Source organism: Nostoc sp. C052, from assembly GCF_013393905.1.
In the GTDB taxonomy this organism is placed as follows: Bacteria; Cyanobacteriota; Cyanobacteriia; order Cyanobacteriales; family Nostocaceae; genus Nostoc.
Genome location: NZ_CP040272.1, coordinates 4,950,469 through 4,975,300, shown reverse-complemented (window position 1 = coordinate 4,975,300; position 24,832 = coordinate 4,950,469). Strand labels below are relative to the sequence as shown.

Annotated in this window: 27 protein-coding genes; 17 read left to right on the top strand and 10 right to left on the bottom strand. The window is 40.2% G+C overall.

What is annotated here, in order from left to right; genetic code table 11:
- The first annotated feature begins 51 nt into the window (after nt 1-51).
- The 11 genes from FD723_RS20480 (at nt 52) to FD723_RS20430 (ending at nt 12,272) form a co-directional block, all read left to right on the top strand.
- The gene (locus FD723_RS20480) at nt 52-606 is read left to right on the top strand and encodes a GNAT family N-acetyltransferase (RefSeq protein WP_179066988.1); all 555 of its coding nucleotides are present in this window, start codon (nt 52-54) and stop codon (nt 604-606) included.
- 45 nt (nt 607-651) lie between these two features.
- Nucleotides 652-2,241, top strand: coding sequence for a dolichyl-phosphate-mannose--protein mannosyltransferase (locus tag FD723_RS20475; RefSeq protein ID WP_179066987.1), 1,590 nt, complete (start codon nt 652-654; stop codon nt 2,239-2,241).
- Between the two features lie 574 nt (nt 2,242-2,815).
- Nucleotides 2,816-3,541: a helix-turn-helix domain-containing protein gene (locus FD723_RS20470; RefSeq protein WP_179066986.1), complete on the top strand. Its 726-nt coding sequence runs from the start codon at nt 2,816-2,818 to the stop codon at nt 3,539-3,541.
- Complete coding sequence (locus FD723_RS20465; protein ID WP_179066985.1) at nt 3,435-6,155, top strand: peptidase domain-containing ABC transporter; 2,721 nt, start codon at nt 3,435-3,437, stop codon at nt 6,153-6,155. The genes FD723_RS20470 and FD723_RS20465 overlap by 107 nt, the downstream gene beginning before the upstream one ends.
- 72 nt (nt 6,156-6,227) lie before the next feature.
- Nucleotides 6,228-7,751 (top strand): HlyD family efflux transporter periplasmic adaptor subunit, encoded by a 1,524-nt coding sequence (locus FD723_RS20460; RefSeq protein ID WP_179066984.1) that lies wholly within the window; start codon nt 6,228-6,230, stop codon nt 7,749-7,751.
- 137 nt (nt 7,752-7,888) lie between these two features.
- Nucleotides 7,889-8,626, top strand: a complete 738-nt coding sequence (locus FD723_RS20455) for a peptidylprolyl isomerase (protein WP_179066983.1) — start codon at nt 7,889-7,891, stop codon at nt 8,624-8,626.
- A gap of 376 nt (nt 8,627-9,002) precedes the next feature.
- Nucleotides 9,003-9,248: a hypothetical protein gene (locus FD723_RS20450; RefSeq protein WP_179066982.1), complete on the top strand. Its 246-nt coding sequence runs from the start codon at nt 9,003-9,005 to the stop codon at nt 9,246-9,248.
- Nucleotides 9,249-9,287: 39 nt separating this feature from the next.
- Nucleotides 9,288-9,485, top strand: coding sequence for a hypothetical protein (locus FD723_RS20445; protein WP_179066981.1), 198 nt, complete (start codon nt 9,288-9,290; stop codon nt 9,483-9,485).
- 112 nt (nt 9,486-9,597) lie between these two features.
- Nucleotides 9,598-9,807, top strand: a complete 210-nt coding sequence (locus tag FD723_RS20440) for a hypothetical protein (RefSeq protein ID WP_179066980.1) — start codon at nt 9,598-9,600, stop codon at nt 9,805-9,807.
- Between the two features lie 124 nt (nt 9,808-9,931).
- Nucleotides 9,932-11,116: a phosphotransferase family protein gene (locus FD723_RS20435; RefSeq protein ID WP_179066979.1), complete on the top strand. Its 1,185-nt coding sequence runs from the start codon at nt 9,932-9,934 to the stop codon at nt 11,114-11,116.
- A gap of 34 nt (nt 11,117-11,150) precedes the next feature.
- Nucleotides 11,151-12,272, top strand: a complete 1,122-nt coding sequence (locus tag FD723_RS20430; RefSeq protein ID WP_179066978.1) for a T3SS effector HopA1 family protein — start codon at nt 11,151-11,153, stop codon at nt 12,270-12,272.
- Between the two features lie 135 nt (nt 12,273-12,407).
- On the opposite strand, the gene FD723_RS20425 is transcribed toward FD723_RS20430, so the two are convergent.
- The 7 genes from FD723_RS20425 to trmB all read right to left on the bottom strand — a co-directional run bounded on the left by FD723_RS20425 (nt 12,408) and on the right by trmB (nt 16,601).
- On the bottom strand, nt 12,408-12,611 hold the full coding sequence (locus tag FD723_RS20425; RefSeq protein ID WP_179066977.1) for a hypothetical protein: 204 nt from the start codon (nt 12,609-12,611) through the stop codon (nt 12,408-12,410).
- Between the two features lie 26 nt (nt 12,612-12,637).
- Nucleotides 12,638-13,897 (bottom strand): nif11-class peptide radical SAM maturase 3, encoded by a 1,260-nt coding sequence (locus FD723_RS20420; RefSeq protein ID WP_179066976.1) that lies wholly within the window; start codon nt 13,895-13,897, stop codon nt 12,638-12,640.
- 104 nt (nt 13,898-14,001) lie between these two features.
- Nucleotides 14,002-14,310: a Nif11-like leader peptide family natural product precursor gene (locus FD723_RS20415; protein ID WP_179066975.1), complete on the bottom strand. Its 309-nt coding sequence runs from the start codon at nt 14,308-14,310 to the stop codon at nt 14,002-14,004.
- Between the two features lie 159 nt (nt 14,311-14,469).
- Nucleotides 14,470-14,802: a Nif11-like leader peptide family natural product precursor gene (locus FD723_RS20410; RefSeq protein ID WP_179066974.1), complete on the bottom strand. Its 333-nt coding sequence runs from the start codon at nt 14,800-14,802 to the stop codon at nt 14,470-14,472.
- A 22-nt stretch (nt 14,803-14,824) separates the two neighbouring features.
- On the bottom strand, nt 14,825-15,262 hold the full coding sequence (locus tag FD723_RS20405) for a nitrogen fixation protein (RefSeq protein ID WP_179066973.1): 438 nt from the start codon (nt 15,260-15,262) through the stop codon (nt 14,825-14,827).
- A gap of 27 nt (nt 15,263-15,289) precedes the next feature.
- A complete protein-coding gene (locus FD723_RS20400) occupies nt 15,290-15,538 on the bottom strand; it encodes a hypothetical protein (protein ID WP_179066972.1) in 249 nt (82 codons plus the stop codon).
- A 403-nt stretch (nt 15,539-15,941) separates the two neighbouring features.
- Nucleotides 15,942-16,601, bottom strand: a complete 660-nt coding sequence (gene trmB / locus FD723_RS20395; protein WP_179066971.1) for a tRNA (guanosine(46)-N7)-methyltransferase TrmB — start codon at nt 16,599-16,601, stop codon at nt 15,942-15,944.
- A 262-nt stretch (nt 16,602-16,863) separates the two neighbouring features.
- Here trmB and FD723_RS20390 point away from each other — a divergent pair, with 262 nt between their 5' ends.
- The 3 genes from FD723_RS20390 to FD723_RS20380 all read left to right on the top strand — a co-directional run bounded on the left by FD723_RS20390 (nt 16,864) and on the right by FD723_RS20380 (nt 18,939).
- Nucleotides 16,864-17,592, top strand: a complete 729-nt coding sequence (locus tag FD723_RS20390) for a MotA/TolQ/ExbB proton channel family protein (RefSeq protein ID WP_179066970.1) — start codon at nt 16,864-16,866, stop codon at nt 17,590-17,592.
- Between the two features lie 42 nt (nt 17,593-17,634).
- Nucleotides 17,635-18,315, top strand: a complete 681-nt coding sequence (locus FD723_RS20385; RefSeq protein WP_179066969.1) for a biopolymer transporter ExbD — start codon at nt 17,635-17,637, stop codon at nt 18,313-18,315.
- A gap of 261 nt (nt 18,316-18,576) precedes the next feature.
- A complete protein-coding gene (locus tag FD723_RS20380; protein ID WP_179066968.1) occupies nt 18,577-18,939 on the top strand; it encodes a phage holin family protein in 363 nt (120 codons plus the stop codon).
- A gap of 75 nt (nt 18,940-19,014) precedes the next feature.
- On the opposite strand, the gene psb29 is transcribed toward FD723_RS20380, so the two are convergent.
- Nucleotides 19,015-19,722 carry a photosystem II biogenesis protein Psp29 gene (psb29, locus tag FD723_RS20375; protein ID WP_179066967.1) on the bottom strand — a complete coding sequence of 236 codons (708 nt, stop codon included), beginning with the start codon at nt 19,720-19,722 and terminating at the stop codon, nt 19,015-19,017.
- Nucleotides 19,723-19,919: 197 nt separating this feature from the next.
- Between psb29 and FD723_RS20370 the strand changes: the two genes are divergently transcribed.
- Nucleotides 19,920-20,516 carry a chromophore lyase CpcT/CpeT gene (locus tag FD723_RS20370; protein WP_179066966.1) on the top strand — a complete coding sequence of 199 codons (597 nt, stop codon included), beginning with the start codon at nt 19,920-19,922 and terminating at the stop codon, nt 20,514-20,516.
- A 78-nt stretch (nt 20,517-20,594) separates the two neighbouring features.
- Here FD723_RS20370 and FD723_RS20365 read toward each other — a convergent pair whose 3' ends face one another.
- On the bottom strand, nt 20,595-20,963 hold the full coding sequence (locus FD723_RS20365; RefSeq protein ID WP_179066965.1) for an STAS domain-containing protein: 369 nt from the start codon (nt 20,961-20,963) through the stop codon (nt 20,595-20,597).
- A gap of 272 nt (nt 20,964-21,235) precedes the next feature.
- Complete coding sequence (hemF, locus tag FD723_RS20360) at nt 21,236-22,270, bottom strand: oxygen-dependent coproporphyrinogen oxidase (protein WP_179066964.1); 1,035 nt, start codon at nt 22,268-22,270, stop codon at nt 21,236-21,238.
- A gap of 566 nt (nt 22,271-22,836) precedes the next feature.
- Here hemF and FD723_RS20355 point away from each other — a divergent pair.
- A complete protein-coding gene (locus FD723_RS20355; protein WP_179066963.1) occupies nt 22,837-23,361 on the top strand; it encodes an SRPBCC family protein in 525 nt (174 codons plus the stop codon).
- 305 nt (nt 23,362-23,666) lie between these two features.
- A complete protein-coding gene (locus tag FD723_RS20350) occupies nt 23,667-24,737 on the top strand; it encodes an Mrp/NBP35 family ATP-binding protein (RefSeq protein ID WP_179066962.1) in 1,071 nt (356 codons plus the stop codon).
- The last annotated feature ends 95 nt before the right edge of the window (nt 24,738-24,832 follow it).

Below are 24,832 nucleotides of genomic sequence, written 5' to 3'. Positions count from 1 at the left end.
TCAGTTAGAGACCGCTAACACGAGAACGTCAAAAATGCCCTAATAAGCCAGATGACAAATCTTTTGGAAACCGAACGCTTGATTATTCGCAGTTGGATACCCGAACGCGATGCCGAACAAGCATTTGCAATTTACAGCGATCCTGAAGTTACACACTTTCTCGGTAAATCTTCTCACGTCACAAGCATTGAGTCACAACGTCAGCGCTTGATTGAAGGTATCGAGCGAATGCACCAACGCAACAATGGTACTGGTTCTTGGGCAATTGTCGAAAAGGAAACTACAACAATTGTGGGAACTATCCTTCTTAAACAATTGCCCGACAAAGATGGTTTACCCACTCAAGATTATGAGGTAGGCTGGCACTTGAGGCGAGCTTCTTGGGGTAAAGGCTATGCAACAGAAGCAGGACAAGCTATGCTCAACTACGGATTTAGTGTTTTGAACTTGCCAGTGATTTATGCTGTAGTGAAGCCAGAAAATCATGCTTCAATCCGTGTAACCGAACGATTGGGTATGAAACCAGTGGGACAGACAAACAAGTATTACGGTATTAAACTACTCCTGTTCAAACTAAATACACCTGTAAAAATAGAGGGGGAATAACCAATGCCCAATGCCCAATGACAAATGACAAATGACTAATGACTAATGACTAAAAAATGGTTCCGAATTGGGATGGTGAGTGTATTTCTTCTCTCACTTGCTTTACGGTTTTGGGGACTGGAGCGATTTAACACTCTGGTATTTGATGAAGTTTACTTTGCTAAATTCGGTAATGATTATCTCACGCGGACACCATTTTTTAATGCTCATCCGCCACTGAGTCAATATATTATTGGTATCGGCATTTGGATTGGTAGTCACATTCCTTTTTGGCACGATACCGTTAATGGGCTGACAGGTTCATTGCGATCGCCTTGGACTTATCGGTGGTTAAATGCCCTCACAGGCTCATTTATTCCTGTAGTTGTTGGTGCGATCGCTTATCAATTAAGTTATCGCCGTACATTTGCAATAATTGCAGGATTGTTCACAGCTTGTGATGGCATCTTTCTAGTTGAATCTCGCTATGCTTTAAGTAATATTTATATCGTCATCTTTGGTTTATTAGGTCACTGGTTTTTATTATTGGCATTAGATAACCAAAATCGGCGGCGTTCTTTTTGGCTAGCTTTTGCTGGCATTGCTTTTGGTGCATCAGTTGGTACTAAATGGAATGGTTTATGGTTCCTGTCAGGTGCTTATCTCATTTGGATAGCAGCTTGGGTAATTCATTTGATGCATTCTTTTTTTAACCCCAAACTCTTGTTTACATCCCCCTCATTGGAGGAGGCAGGAGTCAGAATTCAGGAGTCAGAATTCAGGAGTCAGAATTCAGGAGCCAGAATTCAGGAGTCAGAATTCAGGAGCCAGAATTCAGGAGTTAGTACTTACTCTCCACCATTTTCACCATCTCTATCATCTGAGCCACCACTACAAAAGTTGACTCAGCTAAATATTTTCCAGATGTTATTTTATCTAGGAATAATTCCAGCTTTTATATACAGCATCATCTGGATTCCCCACCTTCAACTAGATAAAACTTATGGATTTATTGCAGTACATGAGCAAATTTTGAAATTTCATTTGCATTTAGGTGGTAATAGTTCAGATGTGCATCCTTACTGTGCTGCTTGGTATAAATGGCCTTTGATGACTCGACCAATGGCATATTATTATCAAACGGCTGAAAGTATCAGCGAACCATTACCTGTAATGGGGCCACCTTTGCCTGCTGGTGCTGGACAAGTTATTTATGATGTCCATGCAATGGGCAATCCATTTTTGTGGTGGTTTGGTGTTGCTGCCATGTTGTTTTTAATAGGAATGCTAGTGTCACAAATTGTAATTCCTTGGGTGAAGGAAAAGCGTTTTTCTGTGCCTGCAACTCTTAGTGTTGATACTTGGATTGCCTTGTATCTAGTTATCAATTATGCTGCTAACTTATTACCTTGGGTGAGGGTGACGAGGTGCGCTTTTATCTACCACTATATGTGTGCAGTGGTGTTTGTATTTTTCGCGATCGCTTGGTTTGTAGATCAGTGTCTTCGCAGCTATTATCAACAACTCCGAGTGCTAGGTGTCACCATTACTTTTATTATTCTGGCTGCTTTTATTTTCTGGATGCCTATTTATTTGGGTTTACCCCTCTCCCCTGAGGGTTATAAGCTCAGAATGTGGTTTAACTCTTGGATTTAATTAAAGAGGCAGCGATCGCCACAAAGTGCGTAGATACACACGGGGAGTAAATTGTAGTCAATCGCCAATTTGGGTTAATAATCATAACATTTATCGTCACCTCCTTTTGGTTAAAATCTCAATATTTAGGCAAATGGTGATTAAAGTGATACTTTATACATTTAAAGGTATGTAATCAACTGTCACTCAGAGAATTATTTTTGAGTGTTCAGATCCCTGCATAGAGAATTTTTTGCCTCCCTGTAAAAACTTTCAGGGAAATTTTTAATAGCGCTACTTGATAAAACTTACTTACAATCATTTATTTTTTAATACTTAAAAATCAAAAATATAGTAATAGTACTTAATTAACATATTTAGCCAATATTTCATCAAAACTTATACAGCGCTTAATCTTCGGAATTTAAAAAGATGGTTTGTAGCTTGGTATATCCATAATAAAAAATACATAAAATAATGTGCGCTATTAGTGTAATAATCTGCACGTGTAAACACTCATGTGGAAATGCTTGATAAATTAATGCATCAAGCACGGGGCATTTGTGGATCTATAAAACTAGCAAATTCTACGTATATGTCCAACTGCCAAGCGAAACCTGAAACCCAGTACTTAAGTGCATCTGGTGGTAAGTGTTTAACACCGTTTCAGCGGAAACTGCTACTACAAAGTTTGCACAATAATTTACCTGAATCTTACCGCCAACGAATTGAAATTATGTTGTTGGCAGATGAAGGGAAAACTCAAACAGATATCTGTCAAATATTGGGATGTTGTGCAGCAACAGTAAGACATTGGACACACATAGCCAGGGCTGGGATGGCGCACCAATGGCAAGATTGCCCCATTGGTCGCCCCAAGGCTGTGAATGATGAGTATTTAGAGCGTTTGAAGCAATTAGTTAACAACAGTCCTCGCGATTATGGGTATGCTTTTCGACGCTGGACAGCAAACTGGCTTGCAAAACATCTAGCAAAGGAATTTGGGATTGAGGTAAGCGATCGCCATCTCAAGCGACTGCTCAAACAGATGGGATTATCCACACTACCAAAACCCAGCAATGCTGAACAAAGCAGTAATGAGCAGACTACAAGTTCCAAAATCTTGATTAGTGACCTAAAATCGGCAGCTATTCCTGATAATTCCGAATTTTTACCTATTAACTTTGCAAAATTAGGAAAAGATTTAGACGTTTATGGCGCAAGATATATCTGCTCGGTTAGTTTCTCTGCAACAGTTCAACAATACTCTGGGCTATTCTCTTTCGACAGAGGAATTTCAACACTGTCTTCAACAAGTTAAATTTATCAACCCAAAAGTCGGTAAATTCTGGCAAGGAACTGATGCTAAAGCTGGTATATATATTGCGATCGCAGGCAAAGTCAGGTTGCTGGATAGCGCCGATGAATTAATCGCTACTTTGGAGGTAGGAGACTCATTTGGGGAATTTACCTTGTTTAAGGAGGGTGACTTTAGACCTTATGCTGCGAGGGCTTCAGTAAACTTGCAATTATGCTTCATTCCTGAAGAAGTGTTGTGGCCACTGATGGCTAAATACCCACAAATTCGCGAGCATTTATGGGCTAAAGCACTATCTCGTAATCCCCAACAAGTAGATTCAGAGAACCTCTCATCTGATTCAAAACTGCCTTATGAAACGAAGATTTTGTCAACGCCAGCAGTAGAGCCGCGCGAGAAAAAGATTAACAAAGCCTATTTTCCCAACTCCACGCAGCGAGTTGGGCATTTATTACAACGTGTGATTCGGCGTTATCCGTTTTTTGCCCAACAGAGTGGATCGGATTGCGGTGCAGCTTGTTTAGTGATGGTGTCTCGCTATTGGGGGAAAAACTTTAGTGTAAATCGCCTGCGGGATATCGCCAATGTTGACCGCAATGGCTCGTCACTGCGGGGGTTATCGGCGGCGGCGGAAAGTATTGGGTTTGCCACGCGACCGGTGAAAGCGAGTCTCGATCAATTGGCAAAGCAAAAATTACCTGCGATCGCTCACTGGGAGGGTAAGCACTATATCGTTGTCTATGAAATCACTCCTAAACAGGTGATTGTGGCAGATCCTAGCATTGGTCAACGCACCCTCAGCCACCAAGAATTTAAAGCTAACTGGACAGGCTATACACTGCTGCTGCAACCCACAGCCTGGTTAAAGGATGCCAAGGAGGCTACAACCCCCTTTTGGCAATTCTTTGAGTTGATGAAGCCCCACTCTTTAGTAATGTTGGAAGTATTTGTCGCTTCCTTATTTATCCAGATTTTCGGACTCGTTACTCCCCTATTTACCCAGTTAATATTAGACCGAGTGGTAGTGCAGCGTTCTGAACTAACCTTAACGGCAGTAGGGTTAGGATTACTAATTTTCAGTTTATTCCGTGTAGCGATGACGGGGTTGCGGCAATATCTGTTAGATCACACAGCGAATAAGGTGGATTTAGCCCTGATTGTGGGATTTATTCGCCATACCCTGCGGCTACCCTTAAGTTACTTTGAGTCTCGTTATGTAGGGGATATTATCTCTCGCGTACAGGAAAACCGTAAAATTCAACGCTTTCTCTCTGGCGAGGCGTTGTCCATCTTGTTGGATTTAGTCACTGTCTTTATCTATTTAGGATTGATGTTTTGGTACAGTTGGAAAATGGCGTTGCTAGTATTGGTGATTGTACCGCCTTATTTCCTGCTGGCATTGATTGCCACACCTTTTTTACAAAAGATTTCCAGGGAAATCTTTAATGCTATTGCTAATGAAAGTAGCTATCTGATTGAAGCCCTTTCTGGTGTGCGAACAGTTAAATCTACAGCAGTAGAACAGACAGTGCGTTGGCATTGGGAAGAGTTATTAAGTAAGGAAATAAAAACTAACTTTTCCGGGCAAGTTATTAGCAATCGCCTGCAAATATTCAGCAACACAATTGAAGCAGTGGTAACTACCATCTTGCTGTGGTTTGGAGCGTACCAAGTGATTCACAACCAGCTAACCATTGGGCAATTGGTAGCATTTAATATGTTGTTAGGAAATATTATTACACCCTTCCAACGATTAACAATTTTGTGGAATCAATTGCAAGAAGTGGTGATTGCGGTGGAACGCATTAATGATGTGTTGGATACGGAACCAGAAGAGGATTTGCAGCACCAGGCACGGCAATCTTTACCACCTATTCAAGGTAACATTCGCTTTGATAAAGTGACCTTTCGCTATCACCCTGAAAGCGATATCAATGTTTTAGAAAATCTTAGTTTTGAAATACACAGCGGTCAAATGGTTGCCCTAGTGGGACGGAGTGGTTCGGGGAAAACCACGATTTCTAAACTGGTTTTGGGGTTATATCCCCCCACAGATGGCAAAGTATTGATTGATGGTCACGATATTACCAGTCTTTCCTTGCGTTCTCTACGCGAACAAGTTGGGGTAGTTGATCAAGATACCTTTTTATTTGGCGGAACGATTCGGGAAAATATTAGCTTGGCACATCCTGGGGCAACTTTGGTAGAAATTATTGAGGCGGCACGATTGGCGGGTGCTGATGAGTTTATTAAAAAGTTACCTATGGGTTATGAAACCCAAATTGGTGAAGGAGGAGGGATGTTGTCTGGAGGACAGCGACAAAGAATTGCGATCGCTAAGGCGTTGTTAGGCAATCCCAAGCTGTTAATTTTGGATGAGGCGACTTCCCATCTGGATGCAGAGTCAGAAAGGATTATTCAGACAAATTTAAACACAATTCTGAAGGGCAGAACCACCTTAATAATCGCTCATCGCCTTTCAACTGTGCGGAATGCAGATTTGATTTTGGTGCTAGATAGAGGCGTGTTGATTGAGAGGGGGACTCATCAAGAGTTGATGGCCAAGCGGGGACATTATTTTTACCTCAATCATCAGCAATTGGATGTTGCGGGGTGAAACCAGAGGACAAAGAGGAAGTTTTTCTTGTCTCCCCACTCCTAAAATCCCAAATTGATATCAGGAAAAATCATGCCAAACACATTGAATGGAAAGGTTCAAACCCAAATCCATGAGGTAGAACAGCACAAGGAATTTTTCAGGGAGCAAACACCCGCCAGATCAACTGATGATTGGGCTAACGCAACCAAGGATTTACTTGATAGCTTACCCCAGGTTTGGACAAGGGGATTGCTGTATTTTTTGATAGTATTTGTATCGATTATTTTACCTTGGGCAATGCTATCAAAGGTGGATGAAACTGGTTCGGCAAGAGGGCGACTTGAGCCGAAGGGAAAGACAGTTAGGCTAGATGCTGCGGTGGCTGGCACTGTTGCCGAAATTCGGGTCAAAGAGGGTGATTCGGTGAAAGTTGGGCAGACTTTATTGGTATTGGAATCAGAATTAGCTAAGGTAGAATTGCGGCAGGCACAAGATAAATTGGAGGGGCAATTAAATCGACTTTCTCAGTTAAATTCATCTAAAAGTCAGTTAGTTGTATCGTTGACAACACAACAGCAACAAAATCAATCTCAAGAGTTAGAGAAACAGTCTCAAATTGATCAAGCTAGACAGAATATGAATGCTCTGAGGAATTCTTATGACTTACAAAAAGACGAAAAATTAGCTCAAGTAAATCAGGCACGACAAACTCTTGAGCATAGTCAAACAGCTAATAAATTAGTAGGCAGTAGTTTAGCGAGTACGGAGCGGGAAGTTGAACGCTATCGCAGTCTTTGGCAGTCAGGGGTTGTTCCAGAAATTAATGTTGTGGATAAGCAAGATATAGCTAAAGACAAACAACAGTTATACGAACAAAATAGGTCAGATATTCAGCAGGCTAAACTACGTTTGGTAGAACAGCAGAGTAGCTATGAGCGGACTATTAGGCAAGCAAATGCAGATATTGAACAAGCACAGTTGCGATTGAAAGAACAGGAAAGAAGTTATCAGACTTTGACTCGCTCCAGCAAGCTATCTCTGCTAAAAATTGACGAACAACAGAAGAGTTTAGAGACAGAAATTACTACGCTTAAGTCAGAAATTGCTCAAAGTAAGAGTCAGATTGTCTCGTTAAAGTTTCAGTTAGGGCAACGAGAGTTAAGAGCTACCGTAAATGGTAGAGTGTTTCAGTTACCCATACAACGGGCTGGATCTGTCGTACAGCCTGGAACAATGATTGCAGAGATTTCGCCCCAAGGTTCGCCGCTAATAATTCGGGCACAAATAGCGACAACAGAGAGTGGTTTTTTGCGAAGAGGATTGCCAGTCAAGTTAAAGTTTGATGCTTATCCGTTTCAAGATTATGGGGTGGTGGAAGGAAAATTATTAGAGATTTCTCCTACTACCATAGAGGTAGAAACACCTAATGGAAAGATAGCAGCTTATGACTTGGAAGTTGCACTAAACCAAAATTGTATTCCCTCGGCCAATAAGTGTATTGCCTTGCATCCTGGGGATACGGCAACAGCTGAGGTAATTGTGCGTCAGCGTCGGATTATAGATTTTCTGCTCGATCCATTTAAGCAGTTGCAACAAGGTGGGGTGAAATTGTAGAAAACTTAATCTCCTTCCCTACATCTAAAGGACATGGGAATTGAGAATGTAGAGATGTTGTATGTAATGTCTCTACATCCAGCTAATAAGTCACGATCTCATATTTTATTTTGTTAACCAAATTTAGGATAAATATCATGTCACAACCTATTACCATTACCAACGAAGATATACTTCATCAAGTTAAGTTATCTTGTCAAATTCCTGAGATAGTTGAGCAAATTATTCGCCGTAAGGTGATTATAGCGGCGGCTGAAAAAGCTGGGATAAAAGTAGAAGTTGAGGAACTTCAGAAAGCAGCAGACCAAATACGGTTAACTAATAAGCTTAATAGTGCTGCTCATACCTGGGAATGGTTAGAAAAACATGGTTTATCTATAGATGATTTTGAGGAAATCGCTTACATCACCCTGATTTCTGGAAAGTTAGTAGAACATCTATTTGCCGATAAGGTTGAACCCTATTTTTATGAAAACCAACTAGATTATGTTGGTGTCGTCATGTATGAAGTTATTCTAGATGATGAGGATTTAGCACTAGAACTTTTCTATGCGATTAAAGAAGGTGAAATGAGTTTCTATGATGTTGTCCACAAATATACTAAGGATACCGAATTACGCAGAAAATGTGGATATCAAGGAGTAATAAACCGCAAAGATTTGAAGCCGGAAATTTCTGCTGCTATTTTTGCTGCTAAACCGCCACAGCTTCTTAAACCAATTTTTACTTCTAAGGGAGTACACCTAGTTTTCGTGGAGGAAATTATTCAACTAGAACTGGATAATAAACTACGCTCTACCATTATTCTGGAGTTATTTTCTGCATGGCTAAAAATACAAACTGAGCTAGTTGAAGTAGATTTTACTATTAGATGAGTAGAGTTAAAAGCCGAACAATTATTTTATACAAGAGGGCAAATGTAAGGAGAGTATCTAAATTTTGCAAAAATATAGAATTATAGTGAATTATTTATGTCCTTTTTTTTAGGTGAATATCAAAAATCGATTTTACTGACTTTATAGAGAAAGCTATTATCAAAGGTAGCAATAGTCTTAATTTAGTGAAAATAGCTAAATTAGGCAGTTTTACACATAAATTGCCAATGAAAATACTGAATCATTTAAGTCCCGAAATATAGTGTAATTTACTTGTAAAATCAATATATTTATTGATATTTATAATGAAGGCTAAGATAAATAAGTACTTAGCTAGTTTAATGAACCTCTAACAAAACTTGTGGAGTAATTAATCATGGCATCTATCAAAATCAACGAATTGCATTTAGCAGGTGCAGACTTATTCATGGATTCTGAAAACTTTTTCAGTGACCTAGAAGATCGTGAATTAGTTGCAGCAGTCGGAGGAATAACTCCTGTGATCACATTTACCGCTGCCGCGCTTGGTAGTGTCAGCGTGTGGGGAGTTAGCTTTGGTACTGGTTTTGCTCTCGGAACTTTTGCGGCTGGTGCTACTGCTGGTTACTTCGCTTCCAGATAAAAGAAGTTTTGTCATAAGTTAAAAAACTAGGAGATACAGATGGCAATTACTATTAACGATCTCAATCCTGAATATAGTCTTTTTCTTGACAGAGAAAGCTACTTAGATGAGTTGGTTGATAATGAACTTCGTGATGCAATTGGTGGTGTCACACCTGGTGCTGCTATTCTCACTGCTCTTGTTATTTTTGGAGCGGGTGCTGGTTTTGGCGTATTAGTTTATAAATTAACTCACTAACCAGCAGATGTTCTTTTAATTGACAATAGAAAAAGGTCAGGAAATATATTTATAGCCCTGGCCTTTTTGTAAGAGTAATACAGCAAGTAAATCTAATCAATGAGGCTCCTCAATGAATATTACACCATACTTAATTGCAATAGTTGGGATAGCACTAATTGTAGAACAAGAATACGTTATAGCAGCTACAATGCTACTCATTGCTATTAGTGAGATTACATTACCAAATTTAAATACAATAACTACCACTTCAGCTACTTTCATCCGTTTTGGACTGATAGGAGCTTTAGTTTCTCTTCTTGTTTATCGATTTTTAACGTGAGAAGACGAAATTCATTTTATCTTATTGAATTGCAATTAATTCTACTTCTATTTCTTGTAGTAGTGAAGTAGTAATAATTGCTGGCAATTAGTATAAGTTACCAAAAAGTAATAATTGTTCAGCTATGATGTTTTCATTGAGTCACAAAAATGTTAGTAAATACCTCGAACAATCAGGTATTTTTTCTCAACAAGATTTATTAAATCTAAAGCTAGAATTAGGAAAACTTAATACTAAAAACTTTAGTATTGTAGTCACGCTGCAAAATGGACATAAATTTATAGTTAAGCAAGAACGTCCTACGCTTTCAGGAACTTTCTCTCAAGAAATTTTTAATGAATGGCAGTTTCAAAAAGTCATCAATGAGCTTCCTAAGTTAAACTATCTGAAAATCTTTGTCAGAGAGATGCTTGCCTATGATGAAGATAATTTAATTGCAATTTATAGATACTTGGATAATTATCTAGAGTTACATACTGGTATTTTAGAGTCTAAGAAAATATTCCCAGTTACTATTCCTGCTTGGATAGGTTCAATACTAGGTCAAATCCATCGTGCTACATTCAACGATGAAGATGCTTATATTTATGTAACTCAAAAAGGTAGTTTTTGGCAGAGTACAGGTGCGGCTTTTAGTTTATTACAAGGTCGGATTACGCCTGAAATTTTGAGTATGACCTCTCCAGACTACATCAAATTTATTAGCCTTTATCAACGTTTTGATAGTCTTGAGCAAGCAACATTAGAGGCAATTAGTTCCTGGCAAGCGTGTTGTATTGTACATAATGACCTTAATATCGCTAATATTCTAGTTCATCAAGAATGGGAAAAAGTAAAGTCATTCACTGAAGCACAAGAGCAATCTACTGTCAAAATAATAGATTGGGAGAGAAGTAGTTGGGGAGATCCTATCTTTGATTTAGGAAATTTAATAGCTAATTACATACTGATATGGCTATCAAGTATGGTGGTAGATCCTTCGATGGAGATGGAAGAATCAATAAAATCAGCTGAAGTTACACTAGAAGACATCCGCCCATCTATTGTAATTATTATTCAATCTTATTTAAATAATTTCCCCGAAATTTTACAACATTTTCCTAATTTTTTTAAGAAGCTACTCCAGTTTATAGGCATAGCTATTATTATTCAAACACAAGCAAAAATTGAATATCACAAGCTGTTAGTAAATAGTGATATTTACGCTCTTCAAGTTGCAAAATCCTTGCTTTGTCGTCCTGAAATTTCTCTCGTTAGTATATTTGGTATACAAGAGAAAGAATTGACTAGTCTAATAGTTAATTCTTAAAAATTGCTCGGATGTTTAATTAGAGATAAAGAAAATGATCAATAGTCAATGTATACATCATTTATTATCGGGTGTCTCAAAAGATTTACAAGAGAAATTGGAAGATATAACCAATAATATTGAGTTCGATGATGAATTGTGTGTCCGTCATCCAGACTATCAGCTTTGGGAAACTTCGCTAGAGATTAAAAATCGCTTTCATAAACTACCTCTAGAAGTGCAACAAAAGCATATAGCCAGACATTTAAGAAGCTTTTTGTACGGTATTTACTATAATGGGTCACTACTCAAATCTCTTAAGTTGAAAGCGGATTTTGAAGATTCAGTGAATCAACAGAATTTAAAAAATGATAGTTTGATTGGTATCGATGTAGGACTTTTTCAACAATTACATGAAAGCAACCAAGGGCAAGGATATTTTGATCCTGGTTGGCTGGTAAGAAAGATGGAGGTGGATGGTAGCGTAGCAGTTACCAAGGGTAAGTTAACTGTACATATTAATCCTGAGCTTCACTTGATGGCTTCGCAAACATCAGTAAATGTCGGTGAAGTGGTTTCTATAAAAATGCCTAAAAACTGTCTACAAGAAGGATTTTATATTGCAGTAGGTAACACAGGTATTATACCTATAGATGTTATAGAGAATAAATATACAATAGTGCGAATTTATTTTAATATAATTTCAGAAGGCGCTGTCCAGATAATGAAGTCTTTAACACAACAGTTAAATGAAAATGAAATATTCTTTTCATTTAAAGCTTCTTACAGTTACTCTGGCTATGAAAGATATGATGCAGGTGTTCTTTATATTAAGAGGGATGACTACCCGTTAGTGCATTCTATTCTGCAAAATATTTATCTAGTTAACCAAGACTATTTTCGCAACAACATCCCACTATTTACAAAATATTTAGCTCCTGGTCTTGGGTTGGCAGAAGAGCCAGATATTAAGTTTGATCACTACGAAAGCTTTGGAACAAACCGTTGTCAAATTGTTGCTAATGGCTTACTCGAAGCTAAAATAAAAAATCAGCGATCGCCTGAAGAAAAGCTGAATGCTATAATCAACCAATTCTCTCAACTAAATATAGATTTGCAATATCCATATTTAAACAGCGATTATACAGATATTTATACCCCACTATCAGGAACATGAAAAATTAATAAGCCTAAGGGGATAGAAAAACTTATTTATAAGAAGAATTCAGAACTCAGGAGTCAGAATGAGCTAAACGCCCCGCTAGCGCTAACAGAATCAAGATATTCATTCTGAATTCTTCTTCCATTTCTCCTAACTTCTCAAAACACCTGCATTCTTCTCGATCAAGTCTAAAGCTTTCTTGGCTTTAAAAATAGCTCGCAAATAAGCTACTTGACTATTCCAAGCCGAACGAGGTAAAAGAGTTGCTTGAGAATTTAAATCAGCCGAGGATTGTCCAACAGATGATTTTGAACTATCAGCTAGAGGTACATAATCAGTGGATATATTCTTCATAAAGAGTTAAATTTCTGAATTAGCTTTCAACTCAAAACAACCAAAGATGTCGTTAACTCTGGATCTTCTTCCCAACCTTCTGGCCATTGAATGCGATCGCTAGTAAAATGAAGCGGATCGTTTTCTGGCCAAGGAGCATTTATCGGTTCCTCAAGTAGCCCAAACTCCCCATTATCAAAGGGGTTTCCGTCCGCATGACGTTGAAGAAATACTCGCTCCCGAATACCGCCTTTTTCCTGAGTCAGGGCGCGATGATGACAATAAGGATTATTGCCTCTTTTATCAAAGAAAACGTGAGCAGTCCAACTGCAACCACCCCGACAGAGTTCGGCAAATTCACAAGTCTTGCAAAAACCCCATAGGTGTGATGTTCCTTTGGGAGTATCAGCCCCTAAGTTAAACCGTAGTTCTTCGGTTTCTTCAATAATTGTCCGCAGTGAATAGTCGCGGATGTTGCCGCCAGTGTATGCCGTGGTAGGTAGTGAGGGACAACCTTTGATCGCACCATCGGCTTCAATGCCTAAAGCAGACAGTCCAGCGCTACACCCCTGCCAAAATGACCAAGCGTCTCCACCCCGCAGCAGTCTTTCATAGGGCCCGTAGTAGCCGATGTTATTCCCCGGCTGCACCTGCACGCCTTCTCGCTTGGCGCGTTCGGCAACACGAGCAATCATTGGGTATAGATCCAATAGTTCGTAAGGTTGCAATAAAATATCAGTATTATCGGCAGCATTGCCCATTGGTACAGTCAACTGAATTTGCCAAGCGAAGACACCAGCATCACGGAGATGACCGTAAATTTGAGGAAATTCTGGTGCAGACAAACGATTGATTTGCGTATTGCAGCCAAAGGGGATACCTGCTTCTTTGAGATGGCTCATAGTCTTAAATGCCCATTGCCACGAGCCTTGTTTGCCCCGCAGGCGATCGTGAGTCGCTTCTAAGCCATCAACCGACACAGAAACCACGCCAATACCGGCTTCTTTCATCCGACGGGCTGTGTCTAAGGTGATACCATAACCCCCTGTGGTCATACCACATAACATCCCAGCTTTGGTAATTGCTTGGGCAATCTCTAGCCAGTCAGGACGGAGAAAAGCTTCACCACCAATTATGGTAACTTCTGTAATTCCCACTTCGGCCATTTGTTTGACTAAATCAAGGGCTTCTGCTGTGGAAAGTTCATTTGTCCTTGTATGACCAGCGCGTGAACCGCAGTGTTGACAGGCTAGATTACACTTGAGTGTAATTTCCCAAACTGCATAACTAATTCGGCGATAAGTCATTAGAATACCCTCAATTAATTTTTATAGAAAGGGATGAATAAATCCCTAGATATTCTTAGAAGTCTGATTTTGTGGTTAAAACTCGGTAGCATTCAAAGGGTTTTTCATAAATACCAAAAATTCCAGAGACCACCTGGCGCTCCATATATTAAAATTGAATTTCTCCACCCAGTTAATCCACCAAAAACTGCTGCCAGTTCTTTTTCACTTAAATCCTTGAGTTCATCTTCACTATCAGCAGACTCTAACAATTGATTAGTATATTCTTCATACTCTTCTAGAGTGAAATTGTAGCCAGCAGCTTTAACTATTTGGCTACATTCTTCTTTACTATTAACGCCTTGAATTTGATTACGGAAAGTTTCATCATTTGCTAGCTGCTCATAGAAAGCTTTGACATGTTCTAGTGACATAAAATTCTCCTGGACTCGATGAACTAAACTAAATAAATTTTTGAATGTTATACATTCTTTTGTTATCTGTTATTTCGATTTTATTTTGAATTCATGAAAGGGGACAGATCCTCATCCGTCCCTTGAAATTTAATCTGTTCTAGTAGCAACACAGGTTCACTAAACTATGTCATCTATCCGAATAACTCCATACATCAGTTGGTAGGGTGGCCATACAACTCCATATAATGGTTGAATTTTGGGCTTTCCAGTTAATCCACCAAAAACTGCTGCCAGTTCTTTTTCACTTAAATCTTTGAGTTCACCTTCACCATTGGCAGACTCTAACAATTGAGTGGTATATTCTTCATACTCTTCTAGAGTAAAATTGTAGCCAGCAGCTTTAACTATTTGACTACATTCTTCTTTGCTATTAACGCCTTGAATTTGATTGCGGAAAGCTTCATCATTTGCTAGCTTTTCGTAAAAACCTTTAACATCTTCTAAAGACATAATCTTCTACTCCTGAAGTTACTTAACAGTTAGCTAGTTTTGACACTTGAATTGCTACTTCAGATGGATTGTAGTTATCTGTAATTACTTGTGGACAACGCATACAAGCTGCTTTCCCTTCTTGCTGCCACCACCGACAATCTCGGCGGATGGAACAGGGGGGTAGTTCTTGTGCTACTGACGGTAACTTTTCTACAATTCGCGTTGCTAAACGGCAATCTTTTCCATCAAAATGCTGACAATCTTTAGTCGCACAAGCTGCCGCCGTCCGAAAAATTTCAGCAGGTGTAATTGGACTAGCTTTTGCTATCAGTTCATCGGTGATAGGTAAGGGCTGTTTAAGATAAGTTACACGCGGTTCTGCTACTGTTCCACTGATAATTCCGAAAACCACACTATCCTCTGATTCTGCTCTAGCACTGGGGCAAAGTGTAGTTTTATCCACAGCAATATCTTTCATCAATTGAGCTTCCAGTGGAGAGAATCTTTATGAAAGTAAAGGGTCAACTGCGACGAGTCCTATAGTAATAGGAGGAATAAAAATCTTACCAAGGATTATGGGAAGCGATTTTGATTCTCCACCTGCAACGCTTTTTGCTTCTTCGTCAGATATCAATAACAAAGATTCTTCGGAATTCAAAGCTTCGTGCCGACGTGTCACAGCATTTTTCACAGCATCATCAATCAAATCGTTAATTTCGATTTGAATGTTATATTTTCTTTCTTTAGCTTCCATGTTGATTTTCCTCTGAATTATTGACCATTGATTATTTGTCAGGCAATTATACTAAGTAGTGTAATTGCCTAATATGTCCTCTATATTAGGAAAAAAGAAGCTAATCGCTTTATATATTAAGAACTCTAAATTAGACAGAAATAAAACTTTTATGTCACGAAAAAACGATGATTTTTGAGTAATGTCTATTGTTGTGTAGAGCCATATATCAGTTACTCAAGCTGTAAACTATCGCATATCAATTCAAATTTGATATTTGAGGTAATTTTGAACATTAACTAAAATATTTCTGTCCCGAAAATATTGTCAACTGACAGAGTATATCTAATGTCTATATTCAGATTTAAAATACATAAACTATCTAAAATGTCAAGTTAAAAAGCTATATTTGTCATTTATCGTGCTAGGCGATCGCACTATTACCATCATCTCGCCTGACAAACAAAGCCCGATAAACAGGTTCACCCTTTTTTTGCGTGCCTATTTCCCTTTCTGTGGGCACTGGTAGGGGGTTCTCAGGCAACCATTCTCCTGTACCAATTTTCTCAAAAGCTGGATTTTCTGCAAAGCGATCGCGCATTTCCACAGCGACAAATTCCATATCTGATTGCAGAAATACCAACCCCCCAACCGCAAGATACTTAGCTAAATCTGCTACTAGTTCTGGTTGGACTACACGACGTTTCGCATGGCGGGTTTTAAACCAAGGATCGGGAAATTGAATTGTAACCCGTTGTAAACTTCCTGAAGGAAGGCAAGATAAAAGTGAGTGCAATGAGTTGTTCACATTGCAAAATAGATAGTGCAGGTTTGTTAAACCTAACTCAGAACGTAACTTATTCGCCTCCACCACCAGCGGTTCCCGAATTTCTAAGCCTAGATAATTCCAATTGGGTTCTATCTTGGCCATATTCAATAAAAATACTCCTTTAGCGCAGCCAATATCTAAATGTAGTGGTTGATTTGGCTTTACATAAATTTTTTCCAAGTCTTGGGGACTTGCTGGTGTTTGATACTTTTTACCAAGTGGATTAACATGCTGGCGGACTCGGACTGCTGCCAAAATTTGCTCTCCTTTACGTGAAAATATTTTGTGGTGAAATCCAGGTTACAAGGAAGTCTAACAAAAGTACGCCAAAAATTATCAGCCTATCATTCAATTGCTTACCCAGCATCAAGTTTGTATAGTAGTTGCAGTCAAATACGCCTGTTTTTTGAGGTTTTTGAGAAATTTATATTTTGGAAGTCCCTCATTTTGCATTAATCTCTAGAATTAAAATGCCTTAGCACATTTGCTTTAGTCATGGAGGGAGGAAACTTAGACAGTGGATATTTTAGATTTGTTTTATAAGGGCGGCCCAGCGATGTGGCCAATGCTTGTTCTATCGATTCTGGCTGTGAGTGTGATTTTTGAGCGTTTGTGGTTCTGGCTGCGAATTTTGACTCAAGAAAAGCAAATAGTCGATCGCATCCTGGATGCTGCCCAAGATAACTGGGAATTAGCTGCGGACATCGCGAAACAAGCAAGCGATCAGCCTGTCGGGCGTTTTCTCTATGCCCCTCTACGCTTAACAAAAAACGATGCGGAAACCTTTCGACTCGCACTGGAGGCTACAGCAGAAGACGAATTAGCTGGGATGCGGCGGGGCGAAAAACTTTTAGAAGCTGTGATTGCCCTAGCGCCACTGCTAGGACTGTTGGGTACAGTTTTGGGTTTAATCCACTCTCTGCGCTCAATTAGAATTGGCGATTTGGGAACTGAATCTACTGCTGGGGTGACTACTGGTATTGGTGAATCCTTAATTAGTACGGCAAGTGGCCTAATAGTTGCGATTATTGCTTTGGTATTTTACCGCCTATTTCAAAGTTTTGTAGTCAACCAAGTCAAAGTTTTTCGGAAGGCAGGAAATGAGATGGAATTGCTCTATCGCCAGTCCCCACCTGATTTTAGCAATCGGACACCAGCAATTATTCGGGAAAATTTCACTCCACCCCGCAAGCCAGAAAAAACTAGGCTTCCTGAACCTCCTGAACCCCCGAATACAGCTAATTAATAGTCAAAAATTCAACCCCCGAACCAGATTTTAGAGTAAGACATGAAAGTTAATCTACATACTCCAATTGAAGAAGTCCAAATTCAAATCATCCCTTTAATTGATGTAGTTTTTTGTATTCTGACGTTTTTTTTGTTAGCGGCATTACAATTTACCAGGCAACAGGCAATCAATGTTGATTTACCTAAAGCCAGCCCTAGTAGCGTATCTGGAATAACATCACAGACTGGAAGTGTGATTGTGACTATTGATGCTGTTGGTAATACTTACATAGAAAAGCAACCTGTAAAACAGGAAGATTTGAGACAGAGTTTAAAACAGTATCTCCAACAAAATCCCAATGCTATTGTTGTGCTGAATGCTTCACGGACAGCAACTTACAATGATGTAATTGAGACATTGGACTTACTGCGGCAAGTAGGGGGCGATCGCGTTTCTTTGGGAATTATCCCTGGCCCATCTCAACCACCCATAAACTCACTTAACCAGCCTACTGTCCCCTCTTTCCCAATCAATCCTGGTGCAGCACCACTTCCAGGTATCAATCCTGAAGGGAATATTACCCCTAAATTTCCCTCAGCACCTAATTCTGTGCCCTTTCCTAGCATAAGTCAGCCTCCAACTGGACAAGGCATCAGTCCGATCAATCCTGGTCTTTCAAACCCACCAGCATCTCAAGCGCCTGTAGCACCCAAACAAACCCAACCTCCTCTTAAAAGATGATCTAGGGATATGGGGCATTGAAAAGAGGCAGAGGTGCAGGGTGCGGGGGCGGAGGGGAATAATTCTTCTCCCTGCTCCCCACTCCCCACTCCCCATTTCTCTTCAATCTCTTTTCCAAACCTAAAGATATCTGAAATAAAATTCGGCTAGAGAAAAAATTACTGCTAATTTATAAATAATTGGTTGAGCTTTAAAGATTTTTCCACAGATAAAGTGAAGTAATTTATCACCAATTGCCATTCACGTTTCAGGGGTTGTGGCATGAATATTGTGACGCTTTTAATTGTTTGGGTAGTAACAGCTATCAGCTTGTTGATAATTAGCAAATTGCCTCTGGGAGTCGAAATTGACACTCCAGGTAAAGCCTTCCTTTCTGCCGCAGTGCTTGGTATCGTGACGGCAATAGTCAGACCGATTTTAAGCCTCGTTTTTGCAGTACCAAATTTACTTACCTTAGACTTATTATCCAGCATTTTCACATTTATGATTGCTGTGGTTTGTTTTAGTATTGCTGCTTGGTTAGTCGAAGGCTTTCGCTTGCGTTACGGCATTTGGAGTGCTGTTATTGGAGCATTTGCACTGACTATAATTAACAGCTTAATCTACAAAATATTGGGTGTCTAAATTTAAGAGTTAGGAGTGATGAGTTAAGAGTTAGGAGTTAATAACTATTAACTACTCCTCACTCCTATCTCTTAACTATTCGTTGGAACTTGGGGGAGCAACTGGGGTAGTTGATTGTTGTTTACGTTGCTCGCGCTTTTTGCGATCGGCTGAGAGCATATCTGCCATCACTATCAGTGCTTGCGCCATTTTGTCTAGGTTAGAACGGTATAATTCCAAATCCTTGTTGAGTTTGTCATCGGAAAGGTGCAGACCGGCTGCGATCGCTTTTAGCGCCTCAGTAAGTTGCTTTTCGTCTTTAACCAATGCGGGATCGGACTGTTCTAATAATGAAAATACACCAATTGCAAACAAACGGTTGTATTTAAAGTTAGGATTGTTGGCGATCGCTTGCAGTTGTGCTTGCAAGTCAGTATCTCTATCTAAGTAAGTAGTTTGGGCCAGCCAGCCAATTAAATCTTTAACTGGCAAACCTTTAGCTACAGCTTGCAGTCTTTGGGCATCCTGCCGATATTGTTGCGGATCTTTTTCTATAGCCTGACATAAGGCATTAAAAATTGATTCTTGATCCCGTTCTGGTTGATAGCCTTCCATGAAACGGTCAAAAGTAGTGACGACACCCAAGGCATAAATTGGATTGTAGCTAAAATCGATATTTACTGACAGCAGATGCATTTCCACCATCAATTCTTCTACTACCCGACGATAAATAGTGTTAATCGGACGGGTGTGAAGATTGTAGAAAGTTCGCTTTGTATCGGAGACTGTACGGACGTTATTCACAAAGAAAAAAGAAATGTTAAGGGCGACGTATCTTTATTTTGTCGCTTAAAGGCTACTTTGCCAAGTTGAGCTTTTAGCGAGTGACGGTTTCATTTACAATATATACACATCAGAAGTATTTTTTAAGCTAGTACCCACAGGACATAAGACCTTTTCTCCCAAAAATTATTATCCTTAATGATTTATTTATTGCATTTATGAATTTCTCGCCACAGTTAATTGCTTTAGGTGAGTACCTAACTGGTGAATTTGATAATCGGGAACAAGCTATAGCAGAACCAGTTTGGTATGTCCATCTACGTCTGTGGCAAAGACAAGTTAATATCTTCACAGAAGATAGCATTACCTTGTTTGCCGAACAGGCTAACGTTATTACCCTAGATCAACCCTATCGCCAGCGAATTATCCGGTTGCGTCAGGGGAGAAACTCTGACACAACCGTGGAAGTACAATATTATATGCCTCAAGATCCAGGTGCATTAAGAGGCGCAGGTGATAACCCTGCTCTACTAAACACACTGACACCAGAACAATTAGATTTACTACCAGGTTGTATCCTAAGAGTTACTCAAGAAAAACTAGCTGGCGATCGCTACAAGTTTACCGCTACACCACCACCAGAGACACGTTGCAGCTTTACTTATCTTGGTAATAGCGTTTATGTTTCCTTGGGTTTTGCAGCGACAGCAACAGAATTTTACAGCTACGACAAAGGAATTGATCCAGCCACCGGCAAAGCAACTTGGGGAGCGATTATGGGACCTTATCGCTACACCAAGCGAACTCAGTATTAAATAAGATAAAGTTATGAATTATAAGTTATGAGTTATAAATTAATTCCTCACTCTTAACTTCTAACTCCTAACTCTTTTTTAGCTGGCAATGCTACGAGGTACACCTTCTAAAGCTTCATCTTCTGTTTCAAAAATTTCAAAAACAGTATCCATCATCGTCACTTCAAACACAAGTTTGGCTTCTGGATGTACATTGCAGATGCGGAAACTGCCCTTGACTTTATCAGCATCACGCATTCCAGCCACCAAAGACGTAAGACCAGAACTATCAATAAAATTTACCTGAGCCAGATTTACAACTACATGGCGACTGAGTTTGGAAATACACTCCTGTAACTTCAGGCGAAATTGCCAAGCAGTGGTAATATCAAGACGGCCTGCTGGTGTCAGGATAATAACGGTGTTTCCGTCTTGGGTTGTATAAGTTTTTTGGTCTATATGAATCACTAAAGTCCTCCCCGTGACATTTCTCTTAAGATTAACTACTCGCAGAATTTTCTAATGCTGTCACTTGAGATTAACAAGCTATAGCTAAAATTGTCACCTTTTTCTGCTAAGTGCTTAACTCTAGTAGTTTAACTCAGGAAAATAGTGGGAAGTAGGGATTGGGGATTGGGGAAGGTGGGACCCCTCTGGGGATAAGGGGTAATGAGGATTGGGGACTGGAAACTGGGAGAAGATCAGGATAATTATCATAACTCCCTATTCCCTATTCCCCATTATTTCCAATTGATCCAATCTTGAGGTTTCAAGAAGGTTTCATACAACTCGGCTTCGGGGGAATTTGGTTCCGGTTGATAGCCATATTCCCAACGGACTAAGGGTGGTAGAGACATAAGAATTGATTCGGTGCGTCCATTGGTTTGCAGACCAAAAATGGTGCCTCGGTCATAAACCAAGTTAAATTCTACATACCTTCCCCGGCGGTAGAGTTGAAAATTCCGTTGGCGATCGCCATACTCCATCCCATGTCGTCGTTCTACAATTGGTACATAAGCGGGTAAAAATGCTCTGCCACAGCCTTGTACAAAGCTAAACAAATCTTCCCAATTGCGGGTTGCTGGTGTTCCTACCTCGTTGCTATAAATAGCCGCTTCCCCATTGGGATTTGGCCCGCGATATAAAGCACCCTGGCCATCTTGGTAATCAAAAAACAGACCACCTACACCCCTTGTCTCGTCACGATGCTTGAGGTAGAAATATTCATCACACCACTTCTTAAACACCGGATAATACTCTGGGTGGTGCTGGTCGCAAGCCTGCTTTAATGTCTTGTGTAAATGTGTCGCATCTTCAGCAAAGGGGTAATAAGGTGTCAAGTCTAAACCGCCACCAAACCACCAGACTGGCCCCGCTTCAAAGTAGCGATAATTTAGATGAACTGTTGGCACGTAAGGATTATGAGGATGTAACACCATTGAAGTGCCTGTTGCATAAAAGCCATGCCCTGCTGCTTCCGGGCGTTGGGCTAAAATTGAGGCTGGCAAATGGGAACCCCAAACTTCAGAAAAGTTTACACCTGCTTGTTCAAATATTGCACCATCTCGCAGCACGCGCGATCGCCCTCCCCCTCCTTCTGGGCGTTCCCAACTATCTTCATGAAACTTAGCTACACCATCTAGTTTTGCTAATGATTCAGTAATTTCGTCTTGCAGTTGTTTCATAAACTGACTGACCCTAATTTGAGCGTCAGCTGCGGGCAAAGACTTGGATGATACTGATTCTACAGTTGGTGTTTGCGAGTTGGTCAACATAGATTCCCGAACCTAAATTACAATTTCCAGAAAGCCACAAATTTTTCATTTTAAAATTTGGGGGAAACACGCGCCAACAATCTACCTCTATTTGCCCAACCCGCTTTTTTCTTACTGGTTAAGCATTTATACGATTGATGGGCATCACTAGAGTTATTTTCCCTCAAATGCGTATAGGCTTGTATATTGAATTAGTTTTTTTTGAAATTCTTAATTGGAATATTTTGATATAAAGACTAAATTTTAGTCTTAAGCTTGAGGTATCAAGGGTTTCACTATCTTACCTGTTAGGGTCTGTACCAAATCAAGGCTTGCTATGTTTAGGACATTTTTGAGAAAGTTTTAATTTAACGTGAGTTCGACTGCTCATATCATGTTCACCCAAAAGACCTCTAAGAAGGTTTTACTACGCAAAACCTGTCCCTCTCCGACTCGGAGAGGGACAGACTTGAACTTTAGTTCAAGGCAGGGAGAGGTCTGTCAAACTCACGTTAATTTAGGGGTTAATCGTAGTTGCACACCATACCAGAGTTACCAGAAAGTGTCTAGGGAGGAGGATTAGGAAAATGCAAGGTTGGTTATCCAAATTCATCCACCGCAAACGTCGTCGTTTTTGCGCTTCTCTGGTGTGGACATATCGAGAGATTAGTTCTGCTTCTGTAGATGAACTGTGGCAAAAAGTGGTTGACTTAACAGATGTTTCCTGGCATCCACAACTTAAGAGTACTAATGTACCCCACGGATTAGTACCCAAACCAGGATTAATTTTTCAAGCTGTAACACGCTTTTCGCCAATTCCCATCAGAATTTTTGTAGAACGCGTCAATCCTAAAGAGATGCTGAGTATCCGAGTGATGGCGATTCCGGGAATAGAAGAACGGGTAACTTACCAAGTAGAGTCAACGGTTTGTGGTACTTGTTTATCTTATTCTGTAACGCTACGGGGTTGGTTATCGCCCTTGATTTGGTCTTTATCCCGTCCTTACGCAGACCGCGTTGCACGGTCTTTAGTCGAGGCTGTAGAAAAGACAGCATTACCAGCGGTATCTGGTAAGAAAAAATCCCTTAATGACAGTTGTTTTGATTTTTAGGGAGTGGGGAAGGTGGTTCACCTCTGGGGATAAGGGGTAAGGGACAAGGGGGACAAGGGGGACAAGGAGGACAAGGGGTACAAGGGGGAATTATTGAATAGTCTCTTCCTTGTCTCCCTTGTCTCTTCTTCATGCCCAATGCCCAAAGAAAGTTAAGATCCTAATTAGGTAATAATGCTATTTGCTAAGTTTTATTACGGCAGTGACAGTGATAACACTAAGCTGACCTTACTTAAGAAAGCATCCAGTTAATAGCTAAGACGTTCCCCACAATTGTATTTATTCATTTTGAATTTTGAATTTTTATGTACGATGTCCTCGATTCCCAGTCTGTCTTAGAAGTTTTGCGACCAGTAGAAGACCCAGAACTCCGTAAAAGTTTGGTAGAACTAAACATGATTCGCAACGTCACAATTGACGGTGGTAAGGTTAGTTTCACTTTAGTGTTAACCACCCCTGCCTGTCCTTTACGTGAATTTATTGTCGAAGACTGTCAGAAAGCTGTCAAAAAACTCCCAGGCGTTACAGATGTCAGCATAGAAGTGACGGCAGAAACACCGCAGCAAAAAAGTTTACCTGACCGCACTGGCATTTCTGGGGTGAAAAATATCATTGCTGTTTCCAGCGGCAAAGGTGGCGTTGGTAAAAGTACGGTGGCGGTTAATGTTGCAGTAGCTCTAGCTCAAACTGGGGCGAAAGTTGGTTTGCTAGATGCTGATATCTATGGCCCTAATGACCCCACCATGCTGGGTCTATCTGATGCCCAAATCGTTGTGCGTTCTACTGAAACAGGTGACATTCTGGAACCTGCTTTTAATCACGGCGTCAAATTAGTTTCGATGGGGTTTTTGATTGACCGAGATCAACCAGTAATTTGGCGAGGGCCTATGCTCAATGGTGTAATCCGCCAGTTTCTCTATCAAGTTGAATGGGGAGAACTGGATTATTTAATTGTAGATATGCCACCGGGAACCGGAGATGCTCAGTTAACTTTAACTCAAGCAGTGCCGATGGCAGGGGCAGTAATTGTCACCACGCCGCAAAACGTAGCCCTGTTAGATTCTCGCAAGGGATTGCGAATGTTCCAGCAGATGAATGTCCCGGTATTAGGGATTGTGGAAAATATGAGCTATTTTATCCCCCCCGATCAACCAGATAAGCAATATGACATCTTTGGTTCCGGTGGTGGCTCCAAAACAGCCACAGAATTGGGAGTGCCATTGTTAGGGTGCGTACCACTAGAGATTTCCACACGAGTTGGTGGTGACAGTGGTGTACCAATAGTTGTCGGTGAGCCAGATTCAGCTTCGGCAAAAGCATTAACAGCGATCGCTCTTACCATTGCTGGTAAAGTATCAGTTGCCGCTTTGACATAAATTAATTTTAATTTCTATCTACTTCCTGGGCTATAGCTTGGGAATACTAGGGATTGGGCATGGGGTATGAGGAAGCAGAGGAGCAGGGGGCAGGG